This is a genomic window from Staphylococcus sp. GDY8P94P (genome assembly GCF_017892255.1).
In the GTDB taxonomy this organism is placed as follows: Bacteria; Bacillota; Bacilli; order Staphylococcales; family Staphylococcaceae; genus Staphylococcus; species Staphylococcus cohnii.
Genome location: NZ_JAESKU010000015.1, coordinates 137,883 through 155,118 on the forward strand (window position 1 = coordinate 137,883; position 17,236 = coordinate 155,118).

General features: G+C 33.2%; 11 protein-coding genes and 1 pseudogene. 11 read left to right on the top strand and 1 reads right to left on the bottom strand.

The genetic code is table 11. The annotated features are described in order from the left end of the window. Positions 1–51: 51 nt before the first annotated feature. The 9 genes and pseudogenes from KA926_RS10115 to KA926_RS10155 all read left to right on the top strand — a co-directional run. Positions 52–1,344: a DRTGG domain-containing protein gene (locus tag KA926_RS10115; RefSeq protein ID WP_107383783.1), complete on the top strand. Its 1,293-nt coding sequence runs from the start codon at positions 52–54 to the stop codon at positions 1,342–1,344. Positions 1,345–1,380: 36 nt separating this feature from the next. After that, the gene (locus KA926_RS10120) at positions 1,381–2,316 is read left to right on the top strand and encodes a DHH family phosphoesterase (RefSeq protein WP_210144255.1); all 936 of its coding nucleotides are present in this window, start codon (positions 1,381–1,383) and stop codon (positions 2,314–2,316) included. A 20-nt stretch (positions 2,317–2,336) separates the two neighbouring features. Beyond that, the gene (locus tag KA926_RS10125; RefSeq protein WP_210144256.1) at positions 2,337–5,540 is read left to right on the top strand and encodes a DNA polymerase III subunit alpha; all 3,204 of its coding nucleotides are present in this window, start codon (positions 2,337–2,339) and stop codon (positions 5,538–5,540) included. A 238-nt stretch (positions 5,541–5,778) separates the two neighbouring features. Further along, positions 5,779–7,011 carry an NADP-dependent malic enzyme gene (ystJ, locus tag KA926_RS10130; RefSeq protein ID WP_107504887.1) on the top strand — a complete coding sequence of 411 codons (1,233 nt, stop codon included), beginning with the start codon at positions 5,779–5,781 and terminating at the stop codon, positions 7,009–7,011. A gap of 75 nt (positions 7,012–7,086) precedes the next feature. Beyond that, the gene (gene accD / locus KA926_RS10135; protein WP_107383779.1) at positions 7,087–7,953 is read left to right on the top strand and encodes an acetyl-CoA carboxylase, carboxyltransferase subunit beta; all 867 of its coding nucleotides are present in this window, start codon (positions 7,087–7,089) and stop codon (positions 7,951–7,953) included. Beyond that, positions 7,946–8,890: an acetyl-CoA carboxylase carboxyltransferase subunit alpha gene (locus KA926_RS10140; RefSeq protein WP_192946639.1), complete on the top strand. Its 945-nt coding sequence runs from the start codon at positions 7,946–7,948 to the stop codon at positions 8,888–8,890. The genes accD and KA926_RS10140 overlap by 8 nt, the downstream gene beginning before the upstream one ends. Before the next feature lie 393 nt (positions 8,891–9,283). Further along, positions 9,284–10,252, top strand: a complete 969-nt coding sequence (gene pfkA, locus KA926_RS10145) for a 6-phosphofructokinase (protein WP_192946640.1) — start codon at positions 9,284–9,286, stop codon at positions 10,250–10,252. Between the two features lie 20 nt (positions 10,253–10,272). Continuing rightward, the gene (gene pyk / locus KA926_RS10150; RefSeq protein WP_192946641.1) at positions 10,273–12,033 is read left to right on the top strand and encodes a pyruvate kinase; all 1,761 of its coding nucleotides are present in this window, start codon (positions 10,273–10,275) and stop codon (positions 12,031–12,033) included. Positions 12,034–12,510: 477 nt separating this feature from the next. Further along, positions 12,511–12,769, top strand: a pseudogene (locus tag KA926_RS10155) (transposase); the annotation flags it as partial. A 289-nt stretch (positions 12,770–13,058) separates the two neighbouring features. On the opposite strand, the gene KA926_RS10160 reads toward KA926_RS10155, so the two are convergent. Further along, on the bottom strand, positions 13,059–14,423 hold the full coding sequence (locus KA926_RS10160) for an amino acid permease (protein WP_192946642.1): 1,365 nt from the start codon (positions 14,421–14,423) through the stop codon (positions 13,059–13,061). 351 nt (positions 14,424–14,774) lie between these two features. Here KA926_RS10160 and KA926_RS10165 point away from each other — a divergent pair, with 351 nt between their 5' ends. Further along, the gene (locus KA926_RS10165) at positions 14,775–15,893 is read left to right on the top strand and encodes a citrate synthase (protein WP_019468626.1); all 1,119 of its coding nucleotides are present in this window, start codon (positions 14,775–14,777) and stop codon (positions 15,891–15,893) included. A gap of 49 nt (positions 15,894–15,942) precedes the next feature. Next, positions 15,943–17,211 (top strand): NADP-dependent isocitrate dehydrogenase, encoded by a 1,269-nt coding sequence (icd, locus tag KA926_RS10170; protein WP_192946643.1) that lies wholly within the window; start codon positions 15,943–15,945, stop codon positions 17,209–17,211. Positions 17,212–17,236: the final 25 nt, after the last annotated feature.

Below are 17,236 nucleotides of genomic sequence, written 5' to 3' on the forward strand. Positions count from 1 at the left end.
TTATAAAAAGTTATAATATCATAGAAAATGTCCAAAAATGAGGTTATTACCATGACAAAGCATGAGCAAATTTTATCTTATATCGAATCTTTAGCAGTAGGGCAAAAAATTTCTGTTAGAAAAATAGCGAAAGATTTAAATGTCTCTGAAGGGACAGCTTATCGAGCGATCAAAGATGCCGGTAGAATTGGTTTAGTAGCAACAATCGATAGAGTTGGCACTGTCCGAATTGAAAAGAAAACACGTGAACAAATTGAACAACTTACATTTGGAGAAATTGTAAAAATAATTGATGGACAAGTATTAGGAGGAAGAAATGGCCTCATCAAGACATTAACAAAATTTGCTATTGGCGCAATGGAAATTGAAGATGTGGTAAAGTATTTAAGTCCACATACATTGTTGATTGTAGGAAATCGAAAAGATGTCCAACTAGCCGCTTTGAAAAGAGGAAGTGCAGTATTGATTACTGGTGGTTTTAGAACTTCCAATGAAATAATCAAATATGCTGATGAACATGATTTACCAATACTATCATCTAATTATGATACATATTTAGTTGCGAATATTATTAACAGGGCGATGTATAATCAAATGATTCGGAAAGAAATATTAGTCGTCGAGGATATAGTAAAATCTGTGAATGAAGATACTGTGGTTTTTGATAATATGACGTTGCACGATTATAAAGAAAAAGCAAAACGCACAGGTCACTCCAGATTCCCAGTTATTGATGAACATTGGCGCTTAGTTGGTATCATTACGAGTAAAGAAATAATTAAAATGGAAGACAAGGATACTTTAGCACATTTTATGACTAAGTCTCCGCTTAATGTACAACTTTCAACTACAGTAGCAAATTGTGCGCACATGATGATTTGGGAAGGTATCGAATTATTACCAGTGATTTCACCAAGCAAAAAATTAATTGGTGTAATTACAAGAAAAGATGTATTGACAGCAATGCAATTACTGAGTCGTCAGCCCCAGGTAGGCGAAACCATTAATGATCAAGTAGCTAAACATATTACAATTGCAAATGATGATATTCAAGTACAAACTTCGCCTTTACTTACAAATCAGTTTGGCACACTGAGTAAAGCGGTGTTTGTAGCTATTATTGAAGAAACTGTGCGTTATGAAATGCGAAAATTAAAGAAACTTGAAGTTATGATTGAAAGTTTAAATATCATTTACATTAAGACTGTGCAAATTGAATCTGAAATTAATGTACATTATGATATGTTAGATGTAGGAAGAAATTTTGCTAAATTAGAAGTAACGATGACAAGTGATGGTAAACAAGTTGCAAAAGCAATGATTATTTGTCAAATGATAGATTAAAAGGTACATATATAACTTTAAAAAAGGAAGATAAAAATGACGATAGAATTTAATCAAATTATGGATGAAATAAAAGCGGTTCGAACAGTAATCATACATAGACATGTAAGACCAGACCCAGATGCTTATGGGTCACAACTTGGAATGAAAAATTATTTGAAACTCAAATTTCCAGAAAAGAATATTTATGCGGTAGGAGAAGGGGAACCGTCACTTGATTTTATCGGCACTTTTGATGATATTAGTGATGACCAATATAACGAAGCATTGGTTATCGTATGTGATACTGCTAATTCACCTAGAATCAGTGATCATAGATTCAATGCTGGCAAGCGCCTTGTTAAAATAGATCATCACCCAGCAGTTGACCAATACGGAGATATTAACTATGTGAATGACCAAGCATCATCAACGAGTGAGATTATTTTTGATTTCATAAGTCATTTTAACGATCAATCGCTAATTGATGATTCTGTAGCAAGAGTATTATATTTAGGTATTGTAGGAGATACTGGACGGTTTTTATTTAATAATACAACACCGCATACTATGGAAGTCGCAAGCCAATTATTAAAATATTCATTTAACCATCAACAAGAATTAAATAAATTAGGAGAAAAAGATCCGAAACTATTACCTTTTCAAGGCTATGTTTTACAGAATTTTGATTTAAATGAAAAAGGTTTTTGTAAAGTGAAAATCACCAAAGATGTACTTGAGCAATTTGATATTGTAGCGAATGAAGCTTCGCTTTTTGTCAATGCGATTGCTGATATTCAAGGATTGAAAATATGGGTCTTTGCGGTAGATGAAGGTTCCGAAATTAGATGTCGCATTCGTTCTAAAGGTATCGTCATTAATGATATTGCTAATGCATTTGGTGGTGGAGGTCATCCGAATGCATCTGGTGTTTCAGTTGCAGATTGGCAACAATTTGAAGAATTAGCACAAGCATTAAATAATAAATTGTAAGATTAAGGAGGTATTTGCTGATGGTTGCGCATTTAAACGTTCATACATCGTATGACTTATTGAATTCAAGTATTAAAATTAAAGATGTCATTGCGAAAGCAACGAAAGAAGGTTATACATCGTTAGCAATTACAGATACAAACGTTTTATATGGTTATCCTCAATTTTATGACGCGTGTATTGCAGCAAATATCCATCCTTTATTTGGAATGACGATTTATCTTACAGATGGTTTATCATCAGTTGAAACTATAGTACTTGCTAAAAATAATCAAGGTCTTAAAGATTTATTTAAATTATCTTCTGCAATAAAAATGAAAGAGAAGACTGAAACGCCAATAGAGTGGCTGAATAAATATATTGATCATTTGGTTATCATATTTAAAAATGTTACGGAAGCACACCAAAGTATATTACAAAATTTCACTGATAAAGAAGATATATTTGTAAATCACAATAGCCAACAACGATTAGATTTTCCTGTTGTATGGGCGCAAAGTACCAATTATTTAAATGAAGATGATGCGGATACTTTAACGGCTTTAGCTGCTATAAAAAATAATGAGAAATTAGATTTGGTCAAAGAAGTTCATAATTATAATGCTCATATGTATAGTCGGACCGATTTGGATACGTTAAATTTAAATGAGCAAATTTGGCAAAATACAAATTACATCGCGTCCATCTGTAATGCTGAACTACAATATCATCAATCGTTATTACCTAAATTCAAGACACCGAATAACCAACCGTCTAAAGATTATCTTTATCAAGTTCTCCAACAAAATTTGAATAAACTAAATTTACCCAAAGCATCATTACAAAAATACGATAACAGGCTTAATCATGAATATGAAATTATTACACGTATGGGTTTTGAAGATTATTTTTTAATTGTTAGTGATTTAATCCATTATGCCAAAACGCATGATGTATTAGTCGGTCCGGGTCGTGGTTCATCTGCTGGCTCCTTAGTCAGTTATCTATTAGATATTACGACGATTGATCCCATTAAATATAACTTGTTATTTGAGCGATTTTTAAATCCTGAACGTGTTACTATGCCAGATATTGATATCGATTTTGAAGATACGCATAGAGAAAAAGTGATTAAATATGTACAAGAAAAATATGGTGATAACCATGTTGCTGGCATTGTGACGTTTGGTCATTTATTAGCGAGGGCAGTTTCAAGAGATGTAGGTCGAATTATGGGATTTGATGAAATAACATTAAATGAGATCTCATCTTTAATCCCTCATAAATTAGGTATTACATTAGATGAAGCATATGAGAAAACTGAATTTAAACAATTTGTGCATAGAAATCATCGGCATGAACGCTGGTTTGAAATTTGTAAAAAATTAGAAGGATTGCCACGACATACGTCAACGCATGCAGCAGGGATCATTATAAACGATCATCCTTTATATGAATATACACCATTAACCTTAGGAGATACGGGGTTATTGACGCAGTGGACCATGACTGAAGCTGAACGTATTGGCCTTTTGAAAATTGATTTTCTAGGTTTACGAAACTTATCTATTATTCATCAAATTGTTAAACAAGTAAAAAGAGATATGAATATTGATATAGATATTGAAGCCATTCCTTTTAATGATCCAAAAGTATTTCAGTTACTCTCGCAAGGTGACACAACAGGTGTATTCCAATTAGAATCTGATGGCATACGAAATGTATTGAAAAAATTACAGCCAGAACAATTTGAAGATATTGTGGCAGTAACTTCTTTGTATAGACCAGGTCCTATGGAAGAAATTCCAACCTATATTACAAGAAGACACTTCCCTGAAAAAGTACAATATTTGCATAAAGATTTAGAACCTATATTAAAAACTACTTACGGTGTAATTATTTATCAAGAACAAATTATGCAAATCGCGAGTAAGTTTGCTCATTTTAGTTATGGTGAAGCAGATATATTAAGACGTGCTATGAGTAAAAAAAATCGTGCAGTATTAGAGAGTGAGCGACAACATTTTGTGGAAGGTGCTTTAAGTAACGAATATGATGAACGATTAAGCAAGCAGATTTTTGATTTGATTTTAAAATTTGCAGACTATGGCTTTGCACGTGCACATGCAGTGAGCTATTCTAAAATAGCTTACATTATGAGTTATTTAAAAGTGCACTATGCTAATTATTTTTATGCCAATATATTAAGTAATTCAATTGGCAGCGAAAAAAAGACGGCACAAATGATCGATGAAGCGAAACATCAGCAATTAAATATATTGGCACCTAATATTAATGAAAGTCATTGGTTTTATAAAGCAAGTAATAAAGGTATTTATTTATCTTTAGGTGCGATTAAAGGTATAGGTTATCAAAGTGTTAAACTCATTGTAGATGAAAGAAAAAGCAATGGTGCATATAAAGATTTCTTTGACTTTACGCGTCGTATACCTAAAAGAATAAAGAGTAGGAAATTACTTGAGGCATTAATATTAGTCGGCGCTTTTGATACATTTGGTAAAAACAGAGCGACTTTATTGCAGTCTATTGACCAAGTGTTAGATGACGTCTCCGATGTTGAACAAGATGGTTTTATTTTCGATGTGTTGACACCTAAAACAACATATGAAGAAAAAGAAGAGCTACCAGATCAAGTGTTAAGTGATTATGAAAAAGAATATTTAGGATTTTATGTATCTACACATCCTGTAGAAAAAGCATTTGAAGAAAAACAATATCTTGGTATTTATAAACTTAATAATGCCAGAGATAATCAACCAATCTTTGTTCAAATCGACCAGTTAAAACGTATTCGTACTAAAAATGGACAAAACATGGCATTTATTACATTAAATGATGGTCTTAACAATTTAGATGGTGTGGTGTTCCCAGACGCATATAAAAAATTTGAAGCTTATTTAAACGATACAGATACGCTTATCGTGAAAGGAAAATTTGAAAATAGAAATAATAAAAAGCAACTTATTATTAACCAAATAGAAAATCTTGCGTCGTTTGAAAGCAATAAATTAGCAAATGCGAAACAAGTAATCATAAGAAATATTGAAAGTTTATCGGAAATAAAACAATGGTTAAATTCACAGGAAACTGCAGACGATATCCCAGTGAAATATTTTCAGGAAAAACAAAATCAATTTAAAATTATAGGTTTTATATCACGTGAAAAAGAAAAAATCGAAGTGCTTATATCTAAGTTCTCACCGTGGGATATAAGGATAATTTAACTTTATCAAGTCTATAAACTATGATATAGTAAACTGATGGTTAAGTTGAAACTTACCATCAGTTTATATTAAATGATGGTATCAATCCTTCATGTAAAATATATGTTTTTATTACAAAAGTTAACATACAATTTGTACTTGCGATTTAATACTAACGATAACATTTGTAATTTATGTTAGATTGTAATAAAAATATATATGACTGATTAAAATTATTGAATGTAAGGGGTAGGTTTACATGACATTAAGAGACGACGCACTAGAAATGCATAGAATAAATCAAGGTAAATTAGAAGTTACACCAAAAGTTCAAGTGACCAATAAAGAAGAGTTGAGTTTAGCGTATTCACCTGGTGTAGCTGAGCCATGTAAAGAAATACACGAAGACCCTAGAAAAGTATTTGAATATACAATGAAAGCAAATACAGTCGCAGTTGTTACAGATGGTACAGCTGTACTTGGACTGGGTGACATAGGTCCAGAAGCTAGTATTCCAGTAATGGAAGGTAAAGCGGTTTTGTTTAAAAGTTTTTCAGGTATAGATGGTGTGCCAATTGCACTAAATACTACGGATACAGATGAAATTGTTAATACAGTGAAGTTATTAGAACCTAACTACGGTGGCATTAATCTTGAAGATATTTCTGCCCCACGTTGTTTTGAAATAGAAGAGCGTTTGAAAAAAGAAACAAAAATACCTGTTTTTCATGATGACCAACATGGGACAGCAATTGTTACAGTTGCAGGTATGATAAATGCGCTGCGCATTATAGATAAAGAATTATCGGATATAAAAGTGGTGCTTAACGGAGCTGGTGCAGCAGGTATGGCAATTGTTCAATTACTGTATTCATATGGTGTTAGAGATATGATTATGTGTGATTCAAAAGGTGCAATTTATGAAGGTCGTTCCCATGGAATGAATGATACAAAATCATTTGTAGCTAAATGGACAAACAGAGATAGAGTCGAAGGTTCGTTAAATGATGTAATTAAAGATGCTGACGTATTTATTGGTGTTTCTGTAGCTGATTTATTAACAAAAGAAATGGTTGAGTCAATGGCTAAAGACCCAATTATATTTGCAATGGCGAATCCGAACCCTGAAATCAACCCTGATGTAGCAAAAGAAGCAGGCGCTAAAGTAATTGGAACTGGTCGTTCTGATTATCCAAATCAAATCAATAACGTACTTGCATTTCCTGGTATATTCAGAGGTGCATTAGATGTAGAAGCTACACACATTAACGAAGAGATGAAACAAGCTGCAGTAGAAGCAATTGCAGACTTAATTAAACCGGAAGAATTAAATCCAGATTACTGTATTCCAGGTCCATTTGATAAACGGGTTGCACCTTCTGTTGCTAGAGAGGTTGCAAAAGCAGCAATGGAAACAGGGGTAGCAAGAACAGATATGGATCCAGAAGAAATTTATAATAAAACAATGAAATTAACAGACTTAGATAAATAATATTCATGAATACTGATCTCAAAATATTGAGTTTATAATATTGGAAAGACAGTAATGGTTAAGTGGAGGTTTAAAATGTTTAAAGATTTTTTCAATAGAAGTAGTAAAAAGAAAAAGTATGTGACTGTTTCCGATTCAAAACAAAGTGATGTTCCAGCGGGAATTATGACGAAATGTCCGAAATGTAAAAAGATTATGTATACCAAAGAATTAGCTGAAAATTTAAACGTATGTTTCAATTGTGATCATCACATCGCTTTAACAGCGTATAAAAGAATTGAAGCCATTTCTGATGAAGGTACATTCACAGAATTTGACAAAGGAATGACCTCTGCGAATCCATTGGATTTTCCAAGTTATGAAGAAAAAATTCAAAAAGACCAACAAAAAACAGAGTTAAATGAAGCTGTTGTTACTGGTACAGCGTATTTAGACGGCATTGAATTTGGTGTAGCTGTGATGGATGCTCGATTTAGAATGGGGAGCATGGGATCAGTTGTTGGTGAAAAGATTTGCAGAATTATAGAACACTGCACTGAGCACCGTTTACCATTCATCCTATTTTCTGCTAGTGGTGGTGCTAGAATGCAAGAAGGTATCATATCATTAATGCAGATGGGTAAAACAAGTGTTACATTAAAAAGACATATGGATCATGGATTGCTATATATTTCATATATTACAAACCCAACAACAGGTGGCGTATCGGCAAGTTTTGCTTCAGTTGGTGATATTAATTTAAGTGAACCTAAAGCACTCATTGGTTTTGCTGGCAGACGTGTAATCGAACAAACGATTAATGAAAAGTTACCTGACGACTTCCAAACTGCTGAATTTTTATTAGAACACGGACAGCTAGATAAAGTTGTACATAGAAAAGAAATGAAAGTAACACTTTCTAATATTCTAAAAATGCACCAAGAGGTGAAAACGAATGCTTGACTTTGAAAAGCCGCTTTTTGAAATAAAAAATAAAATTGAATCGTTGAAAGAATCACAAGAAAAAAATGATGTGGACTTACAGGAAGAAATTGATATGCTTGAGGCGTCTTTAGAACGTGAAACAAAAAAAGTATATACTCATTTAAAGCCTTGGGACCGTGTACAATTAGCGCGTTTACAAGAAAGACCTACATCATTAGATTATATACCACACATTTTTGATTCCTTTATTGAGTTACACGGTGATCGTAATTTTCGAGATGATCCAGCTATGATTGGTGGTATTGGATATTTAAATGGCCAAGCAGTAACAGTAGTTGGCCAACAGCGAGGAAAAGATACCAAAGATAATATTTATCGTAACTTTGGTATGGCACACCCTGAGGGGTATAGAAAAGCATTACGTTTAATGAAACAAGCTGAAAAATTCAACCGACCTATTTTCACTTTTATTGATACAAAAGGTGCTTACCCAGGAAAAGCAGCAGAAGAACGTGGTCAAAGTGAGTCTATAGCTAAAAATCTCATTGAAATGGCAGCACTTAAAGTGCCAGTCATTGCAGTTGTAATAGGTGAAGGCGGAAGCGGTGGGGCTTTAGGTCTCGGTATTTCAAATCGTTTATTAATGCTTGAAAATAGTACTTATTCTGTTATTTCACCAGAAGGTGCATCTGCATTACTATGGAAAGATAGTAATTTAGCACAAATAGCTGCCGAAACAATGAAGATTACGGCAGAAGATTTATATGAGTTGAAAATTGCCGATGAGGTTTTAAAAGAACCACTTGGTGGTGCTCATCATGATATTGAAACGCAAGCACAAAGTATTAAAAAAGCATTTTTAAATCATTTGAGTGAATTGAATGCATTTAAAGAACAGCAAATCATAGATGATCGTTATGATAAATTTAGAAATATTGGATCTTTTAATGAATAACAAAAGCACTTAATATTTACATTAACAAAACATTTTTTTAGTACACATAGTAGAGATGAAGTATTAATAATCTAAGGTTTTCAAAGAGCATGAAATTGGAGTCAGGTTTTCAATACTTGATTTCATATTAGTGCTCTTATTTTTATTGGATAAAGCAATGTAAAAATGGAAAATTGAGATCTCTGTTTAATAAAGTGAAGTTAAAGGTATGATAAAGTATAGTGGTTTTGACAATATGAGATAAAATAAAAGGAAACGCTTTCGTATTGTAAAATGTTTTTTTACTATAATTAAAAACGTTTACATGAGTTACTAAGCCTTATTTTAATGGCACCTTCTATGATTTTATGGTATTTTTAGAATAAGAAATACATGTTAGAAAGGTATGTCGTCATGAAAAAAATTGCAGTGTTGACTAGCGGTGGAGATTCACCAGGCATGAACGCGGCTATTAGAGCTGTTGTTAGAAAAGCGATTTATAATAATATTGAAGTTTATGGTGTTTACCAAGGCTATCGAGGATTATTAAACGATGATATCGAGAAGTTAGAGCTCGGTTCTGTTGGTGATACAATCCAACGTGGCGGAACTTTTCTGTATTCAGCGAGATGTCCTGAATTTAAAGAAGCAGAAGTTCGGAAAAAAGCTATAGATAACTTACGTAAAAGAGGAATTGAAGGACTAGTAGTTATCGGAGGAGACGGTAGCTATAGAGGTGCTCAACGTATAAGTGAAGAATGTAAAGAAATTCAAACGATAGGAGTACCAGGAACAATTGATAATGATATCAACGGTTCAGATTTTACAATAGGATTTGATACTGCTTTAAATACCATTATAGATTGTGTTGATAAAATTCGTGATACGGCCTCAAGTCACGCAAGAACATTTATCATTGAAGTTATGGGTCGTGATTGTGGCGACTTGGCTCTATGGGCTGGACTTTCAGTTGGGGCAGAAACAATTATTGTCCCAGAAGTAGAAACGGATATTAAAGATGTTGCAGAGAAAATTGATAATGGGATAAGACGTGGGAAAAAACATTCCATTGTTATGGTTGCAGAAGGCTGTATGTCTGGAGAAGATTGCGCAAAAGAATTGACAAAGTACATTAATGTCGATGCGCGCGTATCTGTACTTGGCCATATCCAACGTGGTGGTAGTCCAAGTGGTGCAGATAGAGTACTTGCTTCACGATTAGGTGGACATGCTGTAGACTTATTGCTAGAAGGAAAAACAGCAATTGGTGTTGGTATCCGCAACAATGAATTAACAGACACATCATTTGAAGAAATATTCAGATCAAATGAACACAAGTTTGATTTTGAAACTTTTGCTTTAGCAAATGAATTATCGATATAAAATACTGGGAGGCATTAATAATGAGAAAAACTAAAATTGTTTGTACAATAGGACCTGCATCAGAGTCTGAAGAAATGCTAGAGAAATTAATTAAAGCTGGAATGAATGTTGCGAGATTGAATTTCTCACATGGTGATCATGCAGAACATAAAGCTAGAATTGATAGAATTCGTGAAGTGTCTCATAGATTGGGCAAAACAGTCGCTATATTATTAGATACAAAAGGTCCTGAAATTCGTACGCACAACATGAAAGATGGTGTTATTGAACTTGAAAAAGGTACGGAAGTCATCGTAAGTATGACTGAAGTTGAGGGAACACCAGAAAAATTCTCAGTAACTTACGACAATCTAATAAATGATGTTCAAGAAGGTTCATATATTTTATTAGATGATGGTCTTATTGAATTACAAGTGAAACAAATAGACAAAGCTAACGGTGAAGTTGTTTGTGATGTTTTAAATACTGGAGAGTTAAAAAATAAAAAAGGTGTAAACTTACCAGGTGTTAAAGTAAGTTTACCTGGCATTACTGATAAAGATGCTGAAGATATTAAATTCGGTATAAGTGAAAATATTGACTTTATCGCTGCAAGTTTTGTTCGTCGCCCAAGTGATGTATTAGATATTCGTAGATTACTTGAAGATGGTAAAAATACAAACATCAGCATTATTCCTAAAATTGAGAATCAAGAAGGTATAGATAACATTAAAGAAATACTTGAAGTTTCAGACGGTTTAATGGTTGCACGTGGTGATATGGGTGTTGAAATACCACCTGAATCAGTACCAATGGTGCAAAAAGACTTAATCAGACAATGTAATAAATTAGGTAAACCAGTTATCACAGCGACGCAAATGTTAGATTCAATGCAACGTAATCCTCGTGCGACACGTGCTGAAGCAAGTGACGTTGCGAATGCCATCTATGACGGTACAGACGCAGTTATGCTTTCAGGCGAAACTGCTGCTGGATTATACCCAGAAGAAGCAGTTAAAACAATGCGTAATATTGCAATTTCAGCTGAAGCTGCACAAGATTATAAACGATTATTATCAGATCGTACTAAATTAGTGCAAACTTCATTAGTTAACGCAATTGGTGTTTCAGTAGCCCATACTGCGTTAAATTTAAATGTAAAAGCGATAGTCGCAGCAACTGAGAGTGGGTCAACTGCTAGAACAATTTCTAAATATCGCCCTAAATCAGATATTATTGCAGTTACACCTCATGCTGAAACTGCGCGTCAATGTGCATTAGTTTGGGGTATCCATCCTGTTGTTAAAGAAGGACGTAAAACAACAGATGCTATGCTGAACACAGCAGTTGCTACAGCAGTTGAAACTGAAAAAGTTCAAAATGGTGATTTAATCATTATTACAGCAGGCGTACCTACTGGTGAAAAAGGAACTACAAATATGATGAAATTACATTTAGTAGGTGATGAGTTAGCTAAAGGTCAAGGTATCGGTAGAAACTCAGTAGTTGGAAATACTTTAGTTGTTAATGATGCGAGTGAACTTGAAGGCAAAGATTTAAGTGAAACGGTCATTGTAACAACTTCTGTGGATGAAACGCTCGTCCCTTATATTGAAAAAGCAAGTGGCTTAATAGCTGAAGAAAGTGGTATTACGTCACCAAGTGCAATTATAGGTCTAGAAAAAGGTATTCCAACAATTGTAGGTGTTGAAAATGCGACTAAAGAGATACAAAATGACATCTTGATTACAGTAGATGCAAATCAAGGTAAAGTATTCGAAGGATATGCGAACGTTCTTTAATCATATTGGCGTTTCCATTAGTCTTTATTCATGCATTAAGCAGCATAAATGACGATATAAATAAAATGAGAAGTTAGGACATAAATCCTCATTCTCAAAATAAGAGGGCCAATCCTTAATATGGATTGGTCCTCTTTATATTTAAAATCTCAATAAGTGATGTGTTTTAATACAATAGAAAAAAGCTTCGTATTATTTAACTTATACAACTAATAGCAAGTCATATTTTTAATTAACCAAAAGATATAACTTAATATGAATACACATGATGGATGAGTCCTTTTTATATTTAAAATCTTCCGATTTTGACTGTGCATGTTTGACTGGGGATATAGCTCGAGCCTGTAGTCTCTCGCTCATATCATTTCCCCGGGCGTCAGCACGTTACAAAATCGGTGCAATGTATATTTTGTTATTCAAAAAAATAAGGCATTTCGTATAATTTAATAAATACCACTAAAATTAACGAAGTGCCTTATGTATAAAGATTACAACATGACTCAACTTACACTACCAATGGAAACTTCAATTCTTATTCCCACAAATGATATGTCACGACATGTGAATGAAATCGTTGGAGCAATCCCTGAAAATGAATTTGATAAATTCAAAATCATCGCGGTGTAACCTCATATCATACCAAAATGATGTTAAAAATTATTCTATATGCGTATACACAATCTGTTTTTTTGGTCGAAAAATAGAAAAGTTACTTAATGATAGCATTAGAATAATATAGCTCTCTAAAAATCCTATATCTTATCTTTCTTACATAAAAAGATTGCGCTTATGGAGAGAGTTTAGAACGTATAAACAACTCGAAATTGAATGTACATTTTAACGATCTTGTTATGATACATATACAACGAAAATTAAAATACGCAAATATTATAGTTCTAGACAAAACATATTGATTGTCGTTCATTCTCTTTCCATAAAATAAAGCCCAAGACTATTTTTATGTCTTGGGCTTTTGTATCAACTAATTGAAATAGTAAAGTTGTTATGCAAGATTAATGATACAGTTATTTTACATCTGAACTTGCGAATTTTTTGTATCTTAGATACATAAGGCTCAAGATGATAAACCAAATAGGTGTTAAATAGACTGCTCTTCTTGTTTCTACATTTACGAAAAGTAAGCAAAACACTAAAAAGAAGAAAGCCAAAATGATATATCCTATATATTTACCACCAAATAATTTATATGTAGCATTTTTGTGCATTTCTGGATTTTGGCGATGATAATTAATATAAGCAACTATGATTAGGGCCCAAACGACTAAAAATAACACTGTAGAAACGGTTGTAATATACGTGAATACTAAAGTTGCATTTGGAATAATGTAATTTAATAATGCTGAAATTAATAATAATGCACATGATACTAAGATAGCTATATGAGGCACTCCATTTTTGTTTGTTTTTTCAAAAATAGGCGGTGCTTGTTTTTGATTTGAAAGTCCAAATAACATACGACTGTTTGAAAATATACCACTATTACAAGAAGAAGCAGCAGCTGTTAATACTACAAAGTTAATGATTCCTGCTGCAAATGGAATGCCGATTAAAGCAAATAATCTAACAAAGGGACTTTCTTCAGGATTAATATTGTTCCAAGGGATGATGGACATAATTACAGTCAATGCACCGACATAAAAGATTAAGATTCTAATTGGAACACTATTGATTGCTTTTGGAATGGTTTTAGTTGGATCTTTTGTTTCACCAGCCGTTACTCCGATTAATTCAATTCCTACAAAAGAAAAGAGTGCCATTTGGAATGACATTAAAAATCCATTAATTCCTTTAGGAAAAATACCATGCTGATATAAATTGGTTAATGAAGTATGTCCAAATTGTGTGTCGTATGCCATGATAATCATTACCACACCAACGACGATAAGTGCCAAGATTGTAACTACTTTAATGATTGAGAACCAGAACTCTAGTTCACCGAAAAGTTTAGCACTCAGTAAATTTAATGACATTAAAATTAATACGCAGAATAGAGCACTTATCCAATTAGGTATATGTGGAAACCAGAAACTAACATATTTTGCAACTGCTGTTACCTCGGCCATACCTGTGATAATCCAGCACAACCAATACGTCCATCCGGTAACAAACCCAGCAAATGAACCTATATATTGATTTGTCACATCAGCAAAGGATTTAAAATCTGTATTTGTTACAAGAATTTCTCCTAAGCCACGCATAAACATAAATAATATAAATCCTATAATAATATATGTAAGTAAAATAGAAGGACCTGTTAATGCTATGGTTTGACCAGCACCTAAGAAAAGTCCTGTACCGATTGCGCCTCCAATTGCAATTAACTGTATATGTCTATTGCTGAGTTCTCTTTGTAGCTGTTGTTTTGCCATAAGTTTTAACTCCTTTATTAAGTTATTTATTATTATGATACGCAATCTAAAATAAAACAATACTTTTTTATAGTTGTACCTCAAAAAGTCAGTGTAATATTATATTAATAATTTGTTATTAATCATGATAACCAATTAAAAACTTTGATAAATTGAAGAAAGGGTAATTACATATTAGAATGATGATATAACAACGTTCATTAATTATGACGTGTTTATGAGCATATAAACAAATTATCGTTTCTTAATGATTAATCAGGACTTTAAACGGAAATATTCACAAAAACGTAAATATTGGCTATAATAGTTTATGAAAGCCGTTTCATTATGAAATAGAAAAGGGGAATATATATGGCAGAGTTACAAAAAGGTTTAGAAGGGGTAATTGCAGCAGAAACAAAAGTGAGCTCAATCATTGATAGTCAACTTACATATGCTGGCTATGAAATTGATGATTTAGCCGAAAATGCTGAATTTGAAGAAGTTGTCTTTTTATTATGGCATTACAGATTACCTAATAAAGAAGAACTACAAACATTTAAAGAAAAACTCTTTAAGTATATGACATTAAATCCTAGAGTGTATAATCACTTTAAAGAATATGCTACTAGTAATGTACATCCAATGACAGCGCTAAGAACATCAGTGTCTTACGTTGCACACTTTGATGAACATGCTGAGGATGAAAGTGAAGATCAAACAATGGAACGTGCAGTGCGTATCCAAGCTAAAATCGCCTCACTAGTTACAGCGTATGCTAGAGTTAGAGAAGGTAAGGAACCTGTCAAACCTAATAGTGATTTAAATTATGCCGGGAACTTCTTATATATGTTACGTGGTGAATTGCCAACAGATATTGAAGTTGAAGCATTTAATAAAGCATTGGTACTACATGCTGATCATGAGTTGAATGCATCTACCTTCACTGCTAGATGTGCAGTGTCTTCATTATCAGATATGTATTCAGGTATTGTAGCAGCTGTCGGATCTTTAAAAGGTCCATTACACGGTGGGGCAAATGAACGTGTGATGAGTATGCTATCAGAAGTTAAGTCTATTGATGATGTAGATGAATACATTGATAATAAAATTAAAAATAAAGAAAAAATAATGGGATTCGGTCACCGTGTATATAAAAATGGTGATCCAAGAGCGAAATTCTTGAAAGAGATGAGTAGAAAAATTACATCAGAAACAGGTCAAAGTCAGTTATTTGATATATCTGTAAAAATAGCTGATAAAATGAAAGAAGAAAAAGGCCTTATCGCCAATGTGGACTTCTATAGTGCAACTGTATATCACAGTATGAATATTGAACATGATTTATTCACACCTATTTTTGCAGTTAGCAGAACTTCAGGTTGGATTGCACATATTCTTGAACAATACAGAGACAATAGAATTATGCGTCCAAGAGCACAATATATTGGTGAAACTAATAGAACATATGAACCAATTGAAGAAAGATAATTACGAATTAGCATTTTAAAAATAATACAAATGACGGAGGTATTTTTACATGGCAGGAGAAAAAGTAGTAAAATCAGCAGAAGGGTTAACTGTACCAAATAACCCTATCATTCCTTATATTATTGGTGACGGTATCGGGCCAGATATTTGGTCAGCTGCTAGCAGAGTCATCGACGCAGCTGTAGAACAAGCTTATAATGATGAAAAGAAAATTGAATGGAAAGAAGTACTTGCCGGTCAAAAAGCTTATGATGAAACAGGCGAATGGTTACCGCAAGAAACTTTAGATACAATTAATGAATATTTAATCGCAATTAAAGGACCACTAACTACACCAATCGGTGGGGGTATTCGTTCATTAAACGTTGCACTACGTCAAGAACTTGATTTGTTTACTTGTTTAAGACCAGTACGTTGGTTCCAAGGCGTTCCATCACCAGTTAAACGTCCGGAAGATACTGATATGGTTATTTTCCGTGAAAACACAGAAGATATCTATGCTGGTATTGAGTTTAAAGAAGGTACTCCAGAAGTTAAAAAATTAATTGAATTCTTACAAGATGAAATGGGCGCTAAAAACATCAGATTCCCAGAAACATCAGGAATTGGTGTAAAACCAGTATCTAAAGAAGGTACAGAGCGTTTAGTACGCGCAGCAATTCAATATGCTCTAGATAATAATCGTAAATCTGTAACTTTAGTTCATAAAGGTAATATCATGAAATTTACAGAGGGTGCTTTCAAACAATGGGGTTATGATTTAGCACATAATGAATTTGGTGATAAAGTATTTACTTGGCAACAATATGATGAAATTGTTGAAAAAGACGGTAAAGAAAAAGCAAATGAAATTCAAGAACAAGCTGAAAAAGACGGTAAAATTATTATTAAAGATTCTATTGCAGACATTTTCTTACAACAAATCTTGACACGTCCTGCAGATCACGATGTTGTTGCTACGATGAATCTTAATGGTGACTATGTGTCAGACGCCTTAGCAGCACAAGTTGGCGGCATTGGAATTGCACCAGGAGCAAATATTAACTATGAAACTGGCCATGCGATATTTGAAGCAACGCACGGTACTGCTCCAAAATATGCTGGTTTAAATAAAGTAAATCCATCTTCTGAAATTTTAAGTGCGTCATTAATGCTTGAGCACTTAGGTTGGCAAGAAGCTGCTGATAAAATTACTGAGTCTATTGAAAAAACAATTGCTTCAAAAGTTGTTACTTATGACTTTGCACGTTTAATGGACGGTGCAAAAGAAGTATCTACTTCTGAATTCGCTGATGAATTAATCAAAAATATTAAATAAATTAACAACCAATAGTATAACGAAG

What these genes read in the sequence shown, in the direction of transcription:
- KA926_RS10140 (WP_192946639.1), top strand. Translation starts at nt 7,946, where the DNA reads ATGCTTGACTTTGAAAAGCCGCTTTTTGAAATAAAAAATAAAATTGAA.
- ystJ (WP_107504887.1), top strand. Translation starts at nt 5,779, where the DNA reads ATGACATTAAGAGACGACGCACTAGAAATGCATAGAATAAATCAAGGT.
- accD (WP_107383779.1), top strand. Translation starts at nt 7,087, where the DNA reads ATGTTTAAAGATTTTTTCAATAGAAGTAGTAAAAAGAAAAAGTATGTG.
- pyk (WP_192946641.1), top strand. Translation starts at nt 10,273, where the DNA reads ATGAGAAAAACTAAAATTGTTTGTACAATAGGACCTGCATCAGAGTCT.
- KA926_RS10125 (WP_210144256.1), top strand. Translation starts at nt 2,337, where the DNA reads ATGGTTGCGCATTTAAACGTTCATACATCGTATGACTTATTGAATTCA.
- KA926_RS10160 (WP_192946642.1), bottom strand. Translation starts at nt 14,423, where the DNA reads ATGGCAAAACAACAGCTACAAAGAGAACTCAGCAATAGACATATACAG.
- icd (WP_192946643.1), top strand. Translation starts at nt 15,943, where the DNA reads ATGGCAGGAGAAAAAGTAGTAAAATCAGCAGAAGGGTTAACTGTACCA.
- KA926_RS10165 (WP_019468626.1), top strand. Translation starts at nt 14,775, where the DNA reads ATGGCAGAGTTACAAAAAGGTTTAGAAGGGGTAATTGCAGCAGAAACA.
- KA926_RS10120 (WP_210144255.1), top strand. Translation starts at nt 1,381, where the DNA reads ATGACGATAGAATTTAATCAAATTATGGATGAAATAAAAGCGGTTCGA.
- pfkA (WP_192946640.1), top strand. Translation starts at nt 9,284, where the DNA reads ATGAAAAAAATTGCAGTGTTGACTAGCGGTGGAGATTCACCAGGCATG.
- KA926_RS10115 (WP_107383783.1), top strand. Translation starts at nt 52, where the DNA reads ATGACAAAGCATGAGCAAATTTTATCTTATATCGAATCTTTAGCAGTA.